The organism is Salipaludibacillus aurantiacus (genome assembly GCF_900111295.1).
Lineage (GTDB): Bacteria > Bacillota > Bacilli > Bacillales > Salisediminibacteriaceae > Salipaludibacillus > Salipaludibacillus aurantiacus.
Map to the genome: position 1 here is coordinate 12,342 of NZ_FOGT01000008.1, position 19,111 is coordinate 31,452.

Sequence of the window (19,111 nt, forward strand, 5' to 3'; positions counted from 1 at the left end):
GAAGTATTTGTGATGAGGAGGAACCGATGAGCGCAATTGCTGGTATACAGCACTTCTATAATGAGCAGGTGCCAGAAGAGCACTCGGGTGCCATGATGAAAACATTGGCACAATTTCCTGCGGATGATATGAAGGCATGGTGCAAAGAGAGCACGTTCCTGGGGTGCCTCTCTCAGTGGATCACACCGGAATCAGTCGGAGAACCGCTCCCATTTTACTGCGAAGACAGGAAAACAGCGATTACAGCTGATGCAATCATTGATAACCGCGAGGAATTATTTGGTGCGCTTCAGGTGGATCAAAAAGTAAGAGAAAGCATTCCGGACAGCCGGTTAATATTACTGGCCTACGAAAAATGGGGAGAAGACTCACCGAAACATTTAATAGGTGATTTTGCTTTTATGATTTGGGACGACAGGAGGAAGACGCTGTTCGGTGCGAGGGATTTCACTGGTACAAGAACACTCTATTATTATTTCGGCCGCCAGCGGTTCGCCTTCTGTACGACAATTGAGCCTTTGCTGGCTTTGCCGTATATAAGAAAGAGTCTGAATGAAGAGTGGCTGGCTGAATACCTTGCAATTACCGGAATGATAGATACTGCAGGAGCGGATACCACCCCATACAACACCATCTTTCAAGTGCCTCCTTCCCATAGTATTACGGTAAGAAACAACAGAATGAAATTGACCAGGTATTGTTCCTTGCATCCTGAAAAAACATTGCATTTTAAATCAGATGAGGAGTATGTAGAAGCCTTTCAGGAAGTCTTTCAGAAAGCAGTCAATTCCAGATTGCGGACCTTTCGTCCAGTTGGTTCACAGTTAAGCGGAGGGCTGGATTCAGGAGCGGTTACAAGTTTCGCAGCAAAACAGATGCAGGCAGGAAATAAGCAGTTACACACCTTCAGCTACGTCCCTGTAGATGGCTTTGATGATTTCACACCCAGGCATTTAATTCCCGATGAAAGGCCGTTTATTAAAGAAACGGTCGAGCATATCGGCGGTATAAAAGATCATTATTTTGATTTTAAAAGGAAAGATTCTTATTCCGAAATCGATGAGATGCTTCAAACTGTAGAGATGCCTTATAAGTTTCATGAAAACTCATTTTGGCTTAAAGGAATGTTTGAAAAAGCTGCTGAACATAGGGTTGGGGTGCTGCTGAATGGGGACAGAGGCAACTTTTCTATCTCATGGGGCTCAGCTCTCGATTATTACGCGGTTTTATTAAACAAATTTAAATGGATAAAGCTTTTCCAAGAATTAAATCATTATAGTCTCACTGTAGGCGGGCCTCGTTTACGACGGATCCCGCTTATCTTAAGACGGGGACACCCAATGCTTGATCTATTCTTCTCTAAAAATGATACTTGGTTTCTTCCGCCATTAATAAACGAAGAATTTGCACAACGTACAGGGATTTATAACAAACTGGCTCAACATCGTATTAACAAAACTGGCTGGTTTAAGAAATCAAATATGTATGAGGATCGAAGAAAACTGTTTGAAAATATTTTTCCCTGGAATGCAGGCAATACCTTCACTTGTAAGATGTCGCTGAGCAGCCAAACGTGGAAGCGGGACCCTTCGAATGATTTACGTGTCGTCCGTTTTTGTTTATCTGTCCCGGAAGAACAGTTTGTAAAAGATGGCGTGGACAGATCGCTTATCAGAAGAGCAACTGAGCACTATCTGCCTGACAAAGTAAGGTTAAACCAGCGTTTCAGAGGTGTGCAGGGCGCCGATTGGGTTTACAGGCTTAAACCCCGGTGGCAGGAGTTAACAAGGGAACTCGGTCAGATGTGCAACGATGACAGAATATTAAAGTATGTCGACGGAAATCTCCTTAAAGCAGCTTTAATTAAAATATGTGAAGGGCCTAAGGAGCACTGTGCGACCGATCCGGATTATAAAAATATCATGCGTGCCCTCATTGTCTACCGGTTTCTCCAAAAGTTTTAATACGCCATCTGAAAGAATGCTGAAAGGAGGTGATTGTATGAAAAAGGAATGGAAAGAACCTGAACTGCAAGAGCTTGATTTAAATATGACGATGTTAGGAAACCAAGGAGAGCATCTGGACAATGACTTTTCAGCAGGAACAAGTTTTAGTGATATAACGTTCAGTTAGTTATAAGTAGGTATAAATGATACTTAATTAGGTTGGTTAGATTCCTGTATCTTTTTTTAAAACGGCAGCCGTGGAGACCGGAGCCGTTTTAAAAAGATACAGGCTTTTTTTTGTAAAAAAATAATTGACATTAGCGTAAATGAGTGATATTTTTTACATAAGACGACATTCTCCATAACGAACAAATGCTTTCTTTATTCACAACACATTGTAGTTAGTGAATTTTTTTATACACTTTTTGTTCTTTATTGAGCACAAAAATCGAAAAAGATATGACAAAACTAACTTTGCTGCTGGGTAAAAGGAGGGAACCATGAGCGCAATAGCCGGTCTGATCCATTTTAATAACAGCCCTGTTTCCAATGAGCAAACCACCGACTTGATGAAGGGGTTTGAGTGTTTTCCGGCTGATGATGTCCGAGGCTGGCAAAAATCTAATGCGTTTCTTGGATGCCATGCTCAATGGATAACCCCTGAATCAGTTGGTGAACCGTTGCCTTATTACGATTATGAGAGGCAGTTAGTAATTACGGCAGATGCCATCATTGATAACAGAGAAGAACTGTGTGAGAAATTACAAATTGAAAAAGCGTATAGACAAAACATCCCTGACAGCAGGCTGATTTTATTAGCTTATTCAAAGTGGGGAGAAGAGGCACCGAAACAGTTAGTCGGTGATTTTGCATTTATGATCTGGGATGAGAGACAGCAGAGGCTATTTGGAGCAAGAGATTTCTCCGGAGCTCGTACACTTTATTACTGCTTTAAAGAAGGGCGGTTGGCATTCTCCACTCTTATAGCACCGTTGTTTACACTTCCTGGGATTGACAAGAAGGTTAAGGAGGAGTGGATGGCTGAGTTTCTCGCTATTCCAGGGATGGTCGAGGCAGTAGACATGAATCATACCGTTTATGAAAGGATCATGCAGGTTCCTCCATCTCACAGTATTTCTGTATGTGAGAGGGGAGTAAGGCTTTCCAGATATAATGTTTTAAATTTAAACGAAAAAATAAAATTAAAATCAGATGCAGAATATGAAGAAGCATTCAGGGATGTATTCGGAAGGGCAGTTAAGGACCGTCTGCGTACTTATGGCAAAGTCGGTTCACAATTAAGCGGCGGCCTGGACTCCGGCTCAGTCGCCGGTTTTGCCGCCCGGGAGTTAAAGAAAGAAAATAAGCAGCTTCACACATTCAGTTTTATTCCTAAAAAAGGATTTCAGGATTGGACACCCCACTATTTGAATCCTGATGAATCTATATTTATACGTCAAGCAGTAGCTCATATCGGAAATATAAACCCCAGCTATTTGAGTTTTGAAGGAAAAAGCCCTTTATCTGAAGTAGACAGCTTTCTTGAATTGATGGAAATGCCCTATAAATTTTTCGGGAATTCGTTTTGGGCGATGGGGATTAATAAAGAAGCTCAACAGCAAGGCATAAAAATTCTTCTGAACGGCGCGAGAGGAAATCATTCCATCTCATGGGGATCCAGGAAGTTAACTTTTGATTATTATAATAATCTGTTAAAAAAAGGGAAGTGGAGCCGCTTATATCGCGAAATAGACGACTATTGCCGCCATTTCCAAACTGGTAAGTCAGTCGTGATACCTTTTATTGTAAAAAGGGGACTCCGTTCGAGGAAAACCCGGCAATCAGATGAATTACCTTTTGCGCAGTTTATCAGTCCTGAACTGGCAAAAAAGACGGATGTATTTGAAAAACTTAAAGGAAGTCAATTGCTGGACAATCATGGATATGACGAAACTTACTTACGGCACCAACATTTTACTCACCATTATTCCTGGAATAAAACCGGAGTCATCACCACCAAGTTATCGCTTAGATATGCGATGTGGGAGAGAGATCCGACGAACGATTTGCGGGTGATACGTTTCTGCTTATCAATTCCCCATGAACAGTACGTGACAGGGGGGATGGAACGCTCCCTGATCCGGAGAGCAACAAAAGACCTGCTTCCTGATTCAATCAGACTGAACCAGCATACGAGAGGTTTTCAAGGAGGTGATGTTATCGAGAGGATGAAACCAGAATGGAATGCCTTTGTAACAGAGTTACAGCATCTCGTTGATAATCCCGCGACCTCGTATTTTATTGATGTGAATGTCTTAAAGCGGGCGTTATCGGATTTACCAAACGTACCAGCGCCAAACCTCGTTTTCAGCAATGATTTTAAGATTCTGACCCGCAGTTTAATCGTTTCCCGGTTCATACAGCAAGTGGAAAAAGGGGGTGATTATTATGAAAAAGACATGGAAAGAGCCTTCATTGGAAGTACTTGATCTGTCAATGACTAAAGGCGGACCTGGTAATGCTATTGATGACAGCTATTGTACAAACAATCAGGATTTTGAAACACATGACGGCAGATCCAATAAAAGTAATATGTGCAGTTAGGGTATGAGCGGCGCCCTTATACAAAGCTGTATAAGGGTGACTTTCAGGTTGATGGACTCTAACAGAAAGGAACAAAAAAATGAGCCAAACTCAACTAAAACCTTTTTACCATGCGTTCGGCTTTAATATCTCCAGTGACTTCTGCCTGCCTGAGCTCCCTAAGCGTTCAGGGCCAAATGAGGTGGTGGACATCTATATTCGCAGAGCCGATCTTAATGACTTATGGGCAGAATCAGCAACTCCAACTGGCCATTTTGTTATAAATGAAAATCTTATTATGTTCAAGGTTCCGGATACCGCCATTTTCTCTATATCTGAGGGGCAAAATATAGGCGTCCAGGCCTTAAACGAACGATCAGACGATTATCTCCGCCTTTTCCTGCTTGGCACATGTATGGGAGCGATCCTGTTGCAAAGGCGTATTCTTCCGTTACACGGCAGCGCGATTGCCATTAACGGCAAAGCGTATGCGATTGTGGGGGATTCGGGAGCAGGGAAATCGACACTTGCTTCAGCGTTTCTAAACCGGGGATATAAACTCCTAAGTGACGATGTGATCCCGGTTTCTTTAAACAAAGAAGGCTATCCGGTAGTGACGCCAGCTTATCCGCAGCAAAAACTATGGCAGGAAAGCTTAACCGCATTTGGTATGGATTCCACCCAATTACGTCCGATCATTGACAGGGAAACGAAGTTCGCTGTTCCAGTACCGGACCGATTTGCCTCAGAACCGCTGCCTCTTGCCGGTGTTTATGAGCTGGTAAAAACAGAAGCGAAAGAGGTTGCATTGGAGCCTGTGGACCATTTAGAACGGTTCCATAAATTGTTCTATCATACGTACCGGAATTTTATAATCCGGCCTTCCGGGTTACTCGAATGGCACTTTCAAATGAGCGCCAGTATAGTTAAAAAAATAGACTTTTACCAGATCCGCCGCCCTGTTTCATCGTTTACTGCCCAGGAGTTATCATCACGCATTTTATCTGCAATTACTGAGGAGGTGGCCATATGATTAAAAACCAGCCAGTATCTCTTAAACACATTGTCAGCCAAAACGAAGGAAATATTGTCAGCGATATGGATGGAGAAAAGGTCATGCTTAGTATTAAAAACGGTAAGTATTATAACCTTGGAGAAATCGGCGGAGCGATTTGGGAGCTTGTTGAGGAGCCTGTCGTAATTGAAAAGGTGATTAACACCTTATTATCAGAGTACGAGGTGAGTCACGAAGAGTGTAAAGAGCACGTGTTTTCCTTTTTAAAACGGTTATCGGAAGAAGGGTTAGTACAGCTGGAAGATCCTGAAGCCGCTGTTTAGTTTCTTACAGGAAGGACTTTGAAGATGAGAAAAATAAAGGCGTTTTTGTCCTTAAACCTCGAATCAAAGCTGCTTATGATCGAAGCATTTTTGTTTTTAGGCTGGGCCCGGATATTAAAACAAAAACCGTTCTCTAAAGTGGCGCCATCTTTAGGACAGTATATGGAGGAGACGCCTCAGCTGCTTGCTGATTCAGAGGCAAAGAAAGACTTGGCGCGTGTGTCACAAGCCATTCATATGATGAGCAAATATACTTTTTGGGAGAGCAAATGTCTTGTCAAAGCCATTGCTGCCATGAAAATGCTGGAAAGGCGACGGATTGGAAGCACGATGTATTTAGGCACAGCAAAGGACGAAAAGGGAAATCTTATTGCGCACGCCTGGCTGCGGAGCGGCCCCTACTTTATTTGCGGCTCGGAAGGAATGGATAAGTTCACTGTCGTAAGCATGTTTGCCAACAAAAAAAGCCGCAAACCGATTCAAGGAGAAAACTATGGATAATCAGGCACTCGGTTTAAGACAACTGCCACAGGAATTAAAACTTATACTTGCCTTACTTCAAGAGAGAAACCATGACGTTTACCAGAATCCCCGGCTCCTCACAACGATAAACTGGGATCTGTTTATAGAATTATGTGTGCATCACCGGCTTTATCCTTTATTATACCCTGAGATTAAAAAGCAGAAAGGAAAGGTGTTTCCTCCCTCTGTGGTCGAAACGCTCTTTCACTACTATCAGCAAAATACGTTTAATATGCTCCACTTATGTGGAGAGACAGCGTTTATAAATAAATTGTTCACTGAAAATAACATTCGGCTTCTTTTTTTAAAAGGCCCCCATCTTGCCCGGGAACTTTACGGTGATTATTCTCTCCGTACCTCAAATGACCTTGATTTTCTTATTCAAGGCCAGGATTTGGAGACAGCAGAGAAGCTTCTTGAAAAACATGGATACGAGAAAGAAGACTATATCCGAACTGTCTTAAATGACTGGAAATGGCGCCACCATCATGTCACATATTATCATCCTGATAAAGGAACAAAACTGGAAGTTCACTGGCGGCTTCATCCGGGTCCAGGCAAAGAACCTGATTTTAACGACTTATGGGCGCGCAGAAAGACCGGCACCTTTACGGAAACGCCTGTCTGTACCCTCGGGAAAGAAGATTTGTTTGTCTTTCTCGCTTTACATGGAGCTCGGCATGGCTGGTCAAGACTGCGCTGGCTCTGTGATATTCACCAGCTCACAGGACAAGCTCTCGACCAGGTCCTTCTGAAAAAGTTATTAAAAGCATCTGGCAGCGTTCATATTGGAGAGCAGGCATTACGCTTATCGGCCATTTTAATGAATACCGCCATACCGGAAGGAAAAGGGTCGTTCCGCTTTAAGAAAAGGTCTGAAAAACTTGCGGATCGGGCATTTTATTACTTTAAAAATATGGTCAACCTTCATACGGATCCCGTGCCGGAAGAGGTCTCGGAGTACCATAAACACTATTTATTTTCACTGATGTCTTACCCGCAGAAGGCCGTTTTTTTGCTCAGTTTTCTATACCCTTACCCCGAAGATGCCGAGACAATGCCGTTACCAAAACCGCTTCATTTTTTGTATTTTCCATTGCGGCCGTTTTTATGGGCATGGAGGAAAACGAGGAAACAAGCGGTAACTTAGGAGGATACTATGAAACCTGTGTTTTATTTTCTAAAGCAAATTCATTTATATGCCGGGAAAATCCTCTATTTCAACCTCATTGCTATGAGTCTGATCGGCCTGCTGGATGGTATAGGTATATTATTGCTGATTCCAATGCTCAGCATGAGCGGGGTAGTCGAACTTGATGCTGGTGGGACGCCTGTCGCCGGTCTGTTTGAATTTTTACAGGGCGTGCCAGCCTCGGTCGGTCTGCCGGTGATTTTATTAATTTTTGTATTAATTGCGGTAGCCCAGAACCTTCTGCAACGGCAAATTACCGTCAAAAATGCCATGATTCAGCATGGCTTTTTCCGTTATATGAGAGTAAAAACGTATCAGTCTCTGCTTAACGCAAACTGGCGGTTTTTTATTAAAAAAAGGAAATCGGATCTCGTCAATTTATTAACTGCCGAAATTGCCCGGGCAAGCGCAGGCACGCATTCTTTCTTACAGTTTTTTGCTTCACTCATTTTCACATTGATACAAATTGGAATTGCGATCTGGCTGTCACCTGTAATTACTGCATTTGTTATGATTTGCGGTCTTGTGCTCATTTTCCTGAACAGAAAGTTTCTGAAACGGTCCCATGCTCTGGGACAGAGAAATTTCACGTTGGGAAAAGCGTATCTCGGAGGAATCACCGACCAGATTAACGGAATTAAAGATATTAAGAGCAATACGTTAGAAGAATCGCGGATGGACTGGTACCGGTCCATCACTAAACAGATGGAACAGGAACAGGTGGAATATACGAAGTTAAAAACAAAGTCACAGCTTTATTATAAAGTTGCTTCAGCCTGTTTAATAGCAGTGTTTATATTTATAGCCATTCATTTGTTTCAAGCCCAGGGAGCAGAACTGCTTCTCATCATCGTCATTTTCTCGAGGCTTTGGCCGAAAGTGGCGGGTATTCAAGGTTCGTTGGAGGATATTGCGACAAAACTGCCGGCGTTTAAAGCGGTGGTTTCCTTGCAGGAAGAAGCTGAAAAATCACAGGAACTGGCTTATGAGAACGCAGATGGAGCTAACGTGAGACCTCTTCGAATGGATAAAGGCATTGAATGCAGAAACGTTTTTTTCCGCTACCGCGAAAAGGAGGAGAAGTATGCGTTAAAGAATATTAATCTATTTTTGCCAGCTAATCATATGACTGCTGTTGTCGGCCGTTCCGGCGCAGGGAAAAGCACATTAATCGATACGTTGATGGGATTAAATGAGCCGGCGTCTGGTGAGGTTCTGATAGACGGAACGCCGCTGACCCGGGAAAATTTAATTGCCTGGAGACGTGCGATCAGTTATGTCCCGCAGGACCCGTTTCTATTTAATGAGAGCATTAAGGAGAATTTGAAATTGGTGAAACCGGATGCAACTGACACGGATATTTGGGAAGCGCTCGAGTTTTCATCTGCAGCAGAGTTTGTCAAAAAGCTGCCGGAAGGAATCGATACGCTGATCGGGGACCGGGGGATCAGACTTTCCGGGGGGGAGCGCCAGCGTCTCGTGATAGCGAGAGCCATACTCCGGAAGCCTTCTGTGCTGATTTTAGACGAGGCGACTAGTTCTCTGGATACTGAAAATGAGCTGAAAATACAACAGGCACTTGAACGCCTGAAAGGGGAAATGACGATTATTGTTATTGCCCACCGGCTTTCAACGATCCGAAATGCAGACCAGGTATTAGTGTTAGATGAAGGAAGGTTAATCGAAAAAGGCAAATTCGGGCAATTGGCTGATAAAAAACGGGGGGTATTTAACAACTTGTTAAAAAGCCAGGTGAACGCTACCCTGTAACGTTAGGAGATATGATCATGCGAAAGAAGAGGGGGAGCGTCCTGGTTATTATAATGCTGCTTTTCATTACAGCAGTCGTCAGTTTTACGATCTGGGATAACAACCGGATTATCCTTGCAGAACAGGATATAGAAATTGAGGGCCTCCCCTCTGAGCTGGAAGGGTTTCGAATTCTTCAGGTGACCGACTTGCATGAAAAATATTTTGGAGAGAACCAGTCAAGGCTGAGTGATAAGATTAATGGAATTGACTATGATGTAATCGTCTTTACAGGGGATATGCTGGAGACAGGCAACACGACCAGTTTCCACCCTTTTTACTCGTTAATAGACGGCATTACGAATAAAGACCACGCGTTATTTGTCCATGGAAATTCCGATCCTGAACCTTACAGGTACGGCCGCCACACGCCATTTGAAAAACATGAATTTATTATAGGGATGGAAGACAAAGGTGTCACTCTCCTGGAATCTGTCTACACGGTAGAGGTTGGTTCGGCTCACGTTCACTTTACAGAATTCGAGTTATCGCTCGTTGACCCCGGGAAAAGCTTGGCAGAAATCGACCAGCAGGCAAAAATCGAGCAGAGTGAGCATTACCAGGACTATTTAAATCATCAAAGGGATTTGCTTGAAGAGATGCAAGTGCTGGATGAGGCCGGCGAAGAGGATGTCCTGATTTCCTTGTACCATTATCCTATTGTAGACTTTCGGGTTGATCTTCTGATGGATGACCCGGACTCTCTGTTAAGAGACTTTGATCTGATGCTCGCCGGGCATTATCATGGCGGCCAGATTCGTCTGCCGTTTGTAGGCGCGCCGTTTGTCCCGGAGCCTTATTATGAGCGAAGCGGATTATTCCCGCCCCAGGACCGCATTAAGGGGCTGTGGGAATACCGGGGGCTAAAACAGTATGTGAGCGCGGGCCTCGGCAGCAGCGAAGCTCTTCCTTTATTAAACTTCCGCTTTTTAAACCCTCCTGAAATAAACCTTCTTACTTTAAAGTCTAAATAGAATGCCCCATTATAAACTGGGTATTCTTTACCCCCTTTAATTTATCTTCCCTTAAAAAACCAGTTGTTTCAACAGGTTTGTGAATACAGCTGGTTATTCCTCCGTTTTTTCACTGTTAACCCGCCCAGCAAGTTACTCTAATAAGTATTTCCCTGAATCATGAGAACTGGTTCCCTCACTAAGTTAATTGGCTGGCCTCTCCGCAGCCTCGTCCCGTTTACATTTTTTCTGCTCTACAGGTGTGGTACAATCAAGTGCAGATAAATGCAGAACGGAAAGGATAAGAGGACTATGAGCAAACAACAGCCGCCAGTGAAAAAGAACGAGATGGTGCAGGTGACCTTTGAGGATATTACCCACGACGGGTCAGGTGTAGCGAAAGTGGATGGTTATCCGCTGTTTGTAAAACGCGCCCTGCCAGGCGAGACAGCAGATGTGAAAGTAATTAATGTGAAGAAAAATTACGGCTTTGGCCGCCTGATGGAATTAAAGGAAACGAGCCCAGAGAGAGTCGAGCCGCCATGCCCGATCTTTAAACAATGCGGCGGGTGTCAGCTTCAGCACTTAAGCTATGAAGGCCAGCTGGAGTATAAACAGAAACAGGTAAAAGACGTCCTCGAGCGGATCGGGGGACTGAACGTGCCCGTGCATCCGACACTCGGCATGGAAGACCCTTGGCGTTACCGCAATAAATCCCAGGTACCGGTGGGCGAGAATAACGGCGAACTTGTGGCGGGGTTCTTTGCGGAGCGGAGCCATACGATTGTCGATATGGAAAGCTGTGTCATTCAGCGTGAAGACAACGACCGTGTTGTCCAGCTTGTGAAAAAACTGGCCAAACAGTACGGCATTCGCGGATACGATGACCGCATCCATAAAGGCACCTTAAGGCACGTGGTTGTCAGGCATGCGAAACATACCGGCCAGCTGATGGTGGTTCTTGTAACGAAAGGAAAAGAGCTGCCTAATAAGAAAAATCTCATTCAGGCGCTGAAAGATGAGTTGCCGAACATTACCTCGATTGTTCAAAACATTAATCCAAAGCGGACGAATGTTATTTTTGGCGACAAAACAGAAGTGCTTTGGGGCGAAGAAGTCATTTATGATTACATCGGTGAGATTAAATTTGCCATCTCTGCCCGGTCATTTTACCAGGTGAATCCGGAACAGACAAAAGTCCTTTACGATAAAGCACTGGAATTTGCGCAGCTCACAGGTAAAGAAACAGTGATTGATGCATACTGCGGGATCGGCACGATCAGCCTGTTCCTGGCGCAGAACGCGAAGCAGGTGTACGGAGTGGAAGTGGTGCCTGAAGCGGTATCAGATGCGAAACGGAATGCTAAGCTGAACCATATCGATAATGCCGAGTTCGTTGTCGGGGAAGCGGAAAGTGTTATGCCGTGGTGGCAGGCACAGGGCCTTCACCCTGATGTGATTGTAGTCGACCCGCCGCGGAAAGGGTGTGACGAAGCCCTTCTTGAATCGATGACCGCGATGAAGCCGGAGAGGATCGTCTATGTCTCATGCAACCCGGCGACGTTGGCCCGTGACCTGAAATATTTAGAAGAAAAAAACTACGCGACACAGGAAGTCCAGCCTGTCGATATGTTTCCGCAGACGGGGCATATTGAATGCGTGTCGCAGATAGTTTTAAAAGACGATTAATTTTGTTTTGAAAACACGGAGAAACGGTACGAAATAAAGGGTTTACCTTGCTTGTTCACTTCGATTCTGTTTACAAAGTGACTTAATAAATCGGATGAAACCTCTTTTAAAGGAAGAAACTGAGCAATTATTTTTTTCACACTTTCCAGCTCTTTAAATAATTGTTCATCGTGGAGCGACTCATCGAGTTCGCTCCTTTTCTTTTCTTGATGTTTTATTTTAACTTCTAGTTCAGTGGAAATCTCCCTGTAATCATTCTCCGTAATCACATTTTCAGCAAGCAGGTCAATGTAACGTTTCTTTTTGGATTTTAATGATTGAATTGTTTTTGAGATTTTAGTGACTTGAACCTGACTCTGAGTCTTTTGTGCTTTTCTTTCACTCTTTAATTTTGATAGCTGGGATTCATCCGTAATGAGATGATGTATCTCTTTAATATCGGATAAAATTCGCTCTACAAGCGTCTGTTCTTTAATGGTGTGTGTTGTACAAGCGATATTACCATGTCTTGCATAACCTCCGCAGATATACCCCGCTCTGTTTTGTCTATACCACATCCCAGACCCGCAATCGGAGCAATAAAGAAAGTTTGTGAATAAATGTTTTTGAGGCTTGGTGATATTTGTCTTTCTCGTTTTCATGAGCTTTTGAGCTGTTTCAAAATCCTCATGGGTGATTAAAGCTGGGTGAGCATTTTTAATAATAAGATGCTTGTCTTTTGAAACTGCTTCTCTCGCTTCTGTTGTGACACTCCGAGTAGTTTCACGATGCTGCACTAAATCTCCCGTATAGTGAGGGTTTCTCAGAATGCTTTTTACAGAAGACCCGTACCAAAATTGTCCTGCATTTTTTTTGCCTGCTTCAGTTGCAGGAGTGGGATAACCTTGATTGGATAAGGTGCGTGCAATAGAGTCAAAACCCATTCCCGAGAGATACATCTGAAAAATATTTTTGACGACTTCGGGTTTATAATCATTTGTCGGGATTAACTTTTTGTTAACTACTTGATATCCATAAGGTGGAATGGAACCTATAAATTCTCCTTTCTGAGCCTTGGAGAATAATGCTGCTTTAATTCTCTCTGAAGTTCTTTGGGATTCTTGCTCATATACCCACGCATATAAACCAAACATATGAACATTACCTTCTGTGGAATTAATTGCATTATCGAAGGTGATGATGTGAACGCCATTGTTTTCTGCCACATCTTTAATCTCATACGAAAGCTTGCCGTTCCGTGCGAGTCTTGAGAGCTCTTTAGAGATAATCACATCAAATAAACCCTTCTTTGCATCCTCAATCATCCGCTTCAGATTTCCTCGTTTTTTATCTTTTGTTCCGCTTTCTACATCAATATAAAATTGATAAAGCTCCCACCTCTTTTCAGCAATTACGTTGTAAAAGAATCGCTGTTGGTTCACTAAGGATGTTTTTTGCTCTTCCTTTTTAGAAGACACCCTGATGTACACAGCACATTTCATGCCATCTCAACTCCATTCTGTTGAGATGCAGTAGTGTTTACCTACCACAATCATTGGCAAAAGAGAAACAGAATAATCAAATAGTTATTTAGAAAAATATGGTGAAATAAGTAAATTGATTAGAAGTTCAAATATGTTTCTAAACTCACAGTGATTTTTTATCTTAAACTACCGACAAATATAATGTAAATATATGTTAAAATAAATGTTGAATTGGACTTGAGTTCGTGAAAATAAGTACTTAAAGGCGAGGATAGCTTAATAAAAATTTCTGTGTGGGAGGATTTTAATGGCTGTTAAAGACCAACATTTAGCGTTAAGCTCTGGAATGGGCTTAGCTGGAATTGCTGTCACTAACTTTTGGGAGTATTATGATTCAGTATTTAATGAATTCAAAGAGGAAATAATTAAAGCTGTAATTAAACCGAAAAAACTAACAGCAGTTCATCATTATCTTAATTATTTCCCGGATTTTGATGAGGAGATACACAACCTAAAAGATGCTTTGGATATACCTGAAGTATTTGATTTTATTGAAAGAACTCTTGCTGAAGTGAAACTTACTACAGACCTTCCTACGCCAGATTTTAGTGAGTGTGATGATAATGGAGGGCATTTTGATTGTGACTGTTTTAAAATAGTTCAACAGTGGATGAAATATTCTTCTGATAATAACGAAAAAATAGCTGAGTTAGTAATTCACTCTGCATTTCAGTTTGTTTTCCAAGATAGAAAGTTCCTTCGGGATTTTCATTTGGAGCTGGCAGAATTCATCGAATATGAAATGGACTACATAAAAAAACTATACCCTGAATATGTAACTAAAAAGGGAAGAATAAAGAGACAATACTTTCCAGAGTGGCTGAAGTCAGCTGTTTTTTATCGGGATAAAGGTACGTGTGTTATATGCCGCTGTGATTTATCAAATTTGATAAGAAGCCAAAATAAGATTCACCTTGACCATATTGTTCCTTTAGAATTGTACGGTACAAATGACCCTTCTAATATGCAACTACTTTGTGAAACTTGCAATTCTTCTAAAGGAGCACGGTCCACAGCTACTAGCGCTGTAAATGTTCCTTGTTGGAACTTATTTTAAGGGTGAATTGGTTGATGACCTAAAAAGAGGTAAACTTGATATCCCAAGGAAAAATAATGAAGCACTATCAGTTATAAAAGCTATTTTTTATCGTTTTAAAAATTATTGTAAAGGCTGCCTGAGAGAAGAATACTTTAAACTCTATTAGAAATTAAGTGAACCACCGGTGCTGTTCACTTCATGTTATTAATAAAAAAGTTGGACATTGTCACACTTAGTATTCACTTCTCCAATACATATTTTTCTTCCAATCGATTTTCACAATTTATCTCCATTTCCAATGAAGGTATAAAATGTTTTTAATCTATAAGTTCACTCCCAATGTTCCTCAGAATTGTAATTATCATTATCTAAAAATAAACTTATTTCGTTTAACTCAGACCCTAGAAATTCATCTATCTTTTCGAAAAATATTGAATGTTCCGCGTCAATTAAGAATGAATTATCAAAAGTATCGAAGAGAGCATTTTCATTAACAAGGTTATACAATAGGTCGTGTCCTACAGGAACAATTGAATGATAAAAAATTACTTTAAGTTCTGCTTGTGATAATTGTGCTTTTAATATTGAGGTATAATTTACTTTAAGTGAATTCTCTTCTAGTTGAGAAATCGACTCTAAAATATAGGATACATTTATAAAATAATGAGCTAATATTGTTCCATATTTTGAATATAACTCGGTGATTGTCTGGTTTATAATGTGATATTCTAAATCTATTTCAACGTCTACCCCATATTTTTTATACTCTTCATTTAATAGTCCATTAAATATTTCATCTATTTCCCTTGAAATCCACTCAAAACCCATTTTACCCTTTACTCTTTCCTTTTGGTTTACCTCAAATTCAATATTATTTACACTTTCATTCTTTAAAGAAAGAAGACGAAACAATGAATTTTCAAATTGGAATAAATCGACCTTCTTCCCTTGCTGTTCCTGCTTTTTAATTGTTATCAATACACCAAATAATGTAAATAACCCTCCGAATATTCCCCCTAAGTAACTACCTAGAAAACTTATCCAGTCATTATTATATGCCATTTCATACCACATAAAGTTATCCAAACTTACTATCCAGCTAACAAATATCGGAAAGCTTATTGCTAAAAACATTAAAATTAAGAAGTATTTATTATTAATTACACCTAACAAGTATTTTGTCATGTCTTTCCTCCATCTAACTTTAATTTAACTAAAAGAGGAACAGCACTTATTATCTACGTTCTACCAACAGAAAAATGCTATCCCGTGATGATAGCATTTTATATTTATGATGAATTGCTTAAAATACAGGTTCAGTTTAAAAATCTATTGAATCCCAGTAATCCTATTTGCTTCTTCAAATAAAACAAGTAACTCTTGTGGAACGTCATTTGCATCAATTAATTCAGCCATTCTTATAGCTAATGTTTCTTTGGTACACTTTTTCCCAGGTTCAAAGATTTGTGATAATTTCGCTGCTTCATTAACAATCTTATCTGAAAACTTTTCCTCAGCCTTGAATAAATCTATTTCTTCAAGAGTCCACAAACTACCATCTGCTTTCTTCCAATGGAGATTGAGACATTTTAAATAAAGCTCACTTGAAAAACTATCTTCAAACTCTTTACTACCTATATAAAATACATTTTTATCAATAAAATCTTCTTGGAATCCCATACTTCTTAGGTTTGCAAGTGTTAAACTACAACTAGTCCCTGGTTCCTTGCTGTCAGAATCTAATAATGTAAGCATCAATTTACTTTTATTTTTCCCCATTAGCCTTACAAAGTTATACCAGCTTCCATTACCTTCTATATTTATTATCTTTATGCCAGATTCAGATAATGTTCTATTAAAGTATTTATGATATAAAATGGGCAATGCGTTTTCTTCAGTAATACCTTCAACTAATAAAAAGCACCTTTCATAAAAAATGCTGCTATTTGTGATACCCATGTTACTTGTTACGGAGTTTAAAAATTCATCGATATCACTATCACCACCAGATTTTAAGTACTCAACATTCGAATGACCCTCCAGATTTTTTTTAATCAGATTAATTATTTTTGAAGGGGCTCTATCAACCATTGTTAAGGAGTGAGTACAAACTATTGCCTGGATTTGCGATTGTGCTTGATAGGTTATATCCCTAATACTATAATACATTTTTCTTTGTGCTTCGTAATGCAGATTACTATCCGGCTCATCATAACCTCTTATTACAGGTTTGGTAACACTTTCTAACATTATTTGTCTATCCCAATCCAAAATTGCCATAAAGAGCCTCTTCTTGGTGCCTTCCCCCTTGTTTTCTAAATAGTAAGTACCGCCATTATCCTCAGTGAGCAATAATTTTCCAGTTTTCAAACCATTTGTAAAATCAATAATAGGTTCAACTGAAACATTTGATATTTGATTATTATATGTATTTACAAATCCATTAAGTTCCCCAACCTTTTCATTCAGTTTCTCCCTCACCTTCTCTTCAAATCCTGTAATGGATTCATGCACAATGGTTTCTCCCGTGTCCGGATTCTTTGTATATAATTCCGACTTAAATACATCTTTTAAAGTCTTCTCAATTAATTTTTCTGGTGTCTCATAATCTGATGAGCAATATTTTTCAAACCTGGGAATAATATCTAATATTTCTTTAGGAGCTACTGTCCATTTTTCTTCAACTTCGAGTGTATTTTCATTTAAATATTGTTCAATCAGCTCTACTCTTTGATTATTGTTAACCTTTCCTTCTGTTACAATTCCTAAGACATCTAGGATGGCTTTCAGCTCAGGTGTTTTTAATTTAGAAAAATCCTGGTTTAACAGTTCATTAGTATAAGCTTGTCCTTGTATTTCATTTTTAGTTTGATGCTTGTCATATGTAACTTTATAGAGTAAATCACTAGAAGAGTTCAAAAATTTTGAATCAATTGTTTCTGAAGGCGAAACATCAAATTTCAATTCAATTTGAATAGGCTCTGTCGGAATGCCTTCTATATAATAAAAATCTGATTCGTTAGGAAATAAATTATTTAACGCCATTTCTAAAGCATCCAAAACTGAACTTTTTCCTGAATCATTTTCTCCTATTAACATTGTTAAATTGTATAAAGGAACCGGTCCGAAATTCTTTAGACAGCGAAAATTTTTAATTTTACATTCTTTAAGTTTCATTTAGACCTCCTTTTTGGAGCATTTTTCCTTAGTTATTGTCCATTTCAAAAGCTTAATTCAACATTTATTTTAACATAAATTTACATTTTGTTTTTGTTATTTAAGGAAAAAATCATTTCATTTGAGAAACAAAATAATCAAATAATTACTTTGATGATTGGCTTAAAAAAACGAAGGAATTTTTTAGGGAGCAAATAAGTCTCTTAAATCACATTATCTCTACCTTAACTTAAAGTGAGAATATTAATTTTGAGCATTGAATTGGAATGAAATGTAATTAAAAAGGATTTTTGGAAACAATAGTAGAATTACACAATTACAATTATTTTTACTAATAATATAGGGAGGGAATTACGTGCTATTTTTATTTAATAGTAAAGGTCAGCATATTGCTAATTTTGTAAATGGGCAGCTACATTCTCCAGGTGGCGAAAATATTGGTCATTATCGGGAACAAGAAGATATATTTATAGATATGAGAGGAAGTTATTTAGGTGAAATTATTTATGATAATCGAATAATGTATAATGAAAATTCTCCTTACAAAAATGTTAATTTCGGAATATATGGTAACTATGGAAATGTAGGAAACTATGGTAACCCAGGAAATTATGGTTCTATCGGTTCAATCTCCGGTTATAAAGATATTAATTTATAAAAACACTTATCAACTTACGGTGTATCAACCAAATATTAATAAATATTATTTAAAGGGTTGTTTAATTATGAAGTTAAATAATTTGATTAATAAAGATGTGAGAATAGAATTTTTTGCAGAAACAAGTGATGTGATAGGAAAGTTATATGATATTGATACTGAAACGAATGTTGTCCATGTAAATGTTCATCATAATAATGAGGATGTATTAGTACCGTTGTATTCTGTAAAAACAATATCAGAGCAACTTTAATAAAATTTCTTTTAACCTTGATGCTAAGAGTAGGTTTTACTATTAAAGATGTAAGGCGTAATAACTTAAAGAAAGGCTTAATCAAAGAAGTATTTTTAATAATAAGGGGTATTATTCAAGTGAACCGCACCACCTGAGGTTCACTTTTTTGTTGGTTAAAAACTTTTAATATACCAAAATTAAATCACCTTTTGTGGGATTTTCTAGTTTATTTTCTCCTAAAAAAATTTCTTTAGTTTTTTAAAAAGTTTTTTCGATTTTTTATCCATTTTGATTTTTAATTTTGTATTATGACCTTACCAAGCTTGGGAAACAAAATTACTTATCAAGAGGAGCCAACAAATCATGTACTACATATATAAACATCCTGCTGAGAAAGTTCGGAACAATACGGAAAGAAAAATTCACTCTATTCACACGAGAAACAAA

17 protein-coding genes are annotated in these 19,111 nt (G+C 39.5%); 14 read left to right on the top strand and 3 right to left on the bottom strand.

Features of this window, described 5'->3' with window-relative positions:
- Positions 1 to 26 precede the first annotated feature (26 nt).
- The 11 genes from BMW59_RS10980 (at position 27) to rlmD (ending at position 12,032) form a co-directional block, all read left to right on the top strand.
- Positions 27 to 1,964 (top strand): asparagine synthase-related protein, encoded by a 1,938-nt coding sequence (locus tag BMW59_RS10980; protein WP_093051724.1) that lies wholly within the window; start codon positions 27 to 29, stop codon positions 1,962 to 1,964.
- 37 nt (positions 1,965 to 2,001) lie between these two features.
- The gene (locus BMW59_RS21385; RefSeq protein ID WP_143051222.1) at positions 2,002 to 2,133 is read left to right on the top strand and encodes a paeninodin family lasso peptide; all 132 of its coding nucleotides are present in this window, start codon (positions 2,002 to 2,004) and stop codon (positions 2,131 to 2,133) included.
- Between the two features lie 313 nt (positions 2,134 to 2,446).
- Positions 2,447 to 4,435, top strand: a complete 1,989-nt coding sequence (locus BMW59_RS10985) for an asparagine synthase-related protein (RefSeq protein ID WP_093051727.1) — start codon at positions 2,447 to 2,449, stop codon at positions 4,433 to 4,435.
- Positions 4,395 to 4,550, top strand: a complete 156-nt coding sequence (locus BMW59_RS21390; RefSeq protein WP_143051223.1) for a paeninodin family lasso peptide — start codon at positions 4,395 to 4,397, stop codon at positions 4,548 to 4,550. Before BMW59_RS10985 ends, BMW59_RS21390 begins: the two co-directional genes overlap by 41 nt.
- A 79-nt stretch (positions 4,551 to 4,629) precedes the next feature.
- Positions 4,630 to 5,562 carry a phosphoenolpyruvate carboxykinase (ATP) gene (locus BMW59_RS10990; protein ID WP_093051730.1) on the top strand — a complete coding sequence of 311 codons (933 nt, stop codon included), beginning with the start codon at positions 4,630 to 4,632 and terminating at the stop codon, positions 5,560 to 5,562.
- Positions 5,559 to 5,867 (top strand): lasso peptide biosynthesis PqqD family chaperone, encoded by a 309-nt coding sequence (locus BMW59_RS10995; protein WP_093051733.1) that lies wholly within the window; start codon positions 5,559 to 5,561, stop codon positions 5,865 to 5,867. The genes BMW59_RS10990 and BMW59_RS10995 overlap by 4 nt, the downstream gene beginning before the upstream one ends.
- 24 nt (positions 5,868 to 5,891) lie before the next feature.
- Complete coding sequence (locus BMW59_RS11000; RefSeq protein ID WP_093051736.1) at positions 5,892 to 6,368, top strand: lasso peptide biosynthesis B2 protein; 477 nt, start codon at positions 5,892 to 5,894, stop codon at positions 6,366 to 6,368.
- Positions 6,361 to 7,539 (top strand): nucleotidyltransferase domain-containing protein, encoded by a 1,179-nt coding sequence (locus BMW59_RS11005; protein WP_093051739.1) that lies wholly within the window; start codon positions 6,361 to 6,363, stop codon positions 7,537 to 7,539. Before BMW59_RS11000 ends, BMW59_RS11005 begins: the two co-directional genes overlap by 8 nt.
- 9 nt (positions 7,540 to 7,548) lie before the next feature.
- Positions 7,549 to 9,351 (top strand): ABC transporter ATP-binding protein, encoded by a 1,803-nt coding sequence (locus tag BMW59_RS11010; protein ID WP_093051742.1) that lies wholly within the window; start codon positions 7,549 to 7,551, stop codon positions 9,349 to 9,351.
- 17 nt (positions 9,352 to 9,368) lie between these two features.
- Positions 9,369 to 10,364 carry a metallophosphoesterase gene (locus BMW59_RS11015; protein ID WP_177174310.1) on the top strand — a complete coding sequence of 332 codons (996 nt, stop codon included), beginning with the start codon at positions 9,369 to 9,371 and terminating at the stop codon, positions 10,362 to 10,364.
- Between the two features lie 291 nt (positions 10,365 to 10,655).
- Complete coding sequence (rlmD, locus tag BMW59_RS11020) at positions 10,656 to 12,032, top strand: 23S rRNA (uracil(1939)-C(5))-methyltransferase RlmD (protein ID WP_093051748.1); 1,377 nt, start codon at positions 10,656 to 10,658, stop codon at positions 12,030 to 12,032.
- On the opposite strand, the gene BMW59_RS11025 is transcribed toward rlmD, so the two are convergent.
- On the bottom strand, positions 12,029 to 13,513 hold the full coding sequence (locus BMW59_RS11025) for a recombinase family protein (protein WP_093051751.1): 1,485 nt from the start codon (positions 13,511 to 13,513) through the stop codon (positions 12,029 to 12,031). The two genes, rlmD and BMW59_RS11025, sit on opposite strands and share 4 nt — an antisense overlap.
- A gap of 289 nt (positions 13,514 to 13,802) precedes the next feature.
- Here BMW59_RS11025 and BMW59_RS11030 point away from each other — a divergent pair, with 289 nt between their 5' ends.
- Complete coding sequence (locus tag BMW59_RS11030) at positions 13,803 to 14,612, top strand: HNH endonuclease (protein WP_093051754.1); 810 nt, start codon at positions 13,803 to 13,805, stop codon at positions 14,610 to 14,612.
- A 312-nt stretch (positions 14,613 to 14,924) separates the two neighbouring features.
- On the opposite strand, the gene BMW59_RS11035 is transcribed toward BMW59_RS11030, so the two are convergent.
- Entirely contained in the window at positions 14,925 to 15,779 is an 855-nt protein-coding gene (locus BMW59_RS11035) for a putative phage abortive infection protein (RefSeq protein ID WP_093051757.1), read from the bottom strand.
- 144 nt (positions 15,780 to 15,923) lie between these two features.
- Positions 15,924 to 17,771 (bottom strand): AAA family ATPase, encoded by a 1,848-nt coding sequence (locus BMW59_RS11040; protein WP_093051760.1) that lies wholly within the window; start codon positions 17,769 to 17,771, stop codon positions 15,924 to 15,926.
- Between the two features lie 355 nt (positions 17,772 to 18,126).
- Here BMW59_RS11040 and BMW59_RS11045 point away from each other — a divergent pair, with 355 nt between their 5' ends.
- Positions 18,127 to 18,429, top strand: a complete 303-nt coding sequence (locus tag BMW59_RS11045; protein ID WP_093051763.1) for a hypothetical protein — start codon at positions 18,127 to 18,129, stop codon at positions 18,427 to 18,429.
- 19 nt (positions 18,430 to 18,448) lie between these two features.
- Positions 18,449 to 18,682: a hypothetical protein gene (locus tag BMW59_RS11050; protein WP_177174311.1), complete on the top strand. Its 234-nt coding sequence runs from the start codon at positions 18,449 to 18,451 to the stop codon at positions 18,680 to 18,682.
- Positions 18,683 to 19,111 lie beyond the last annotated feature (429 nt).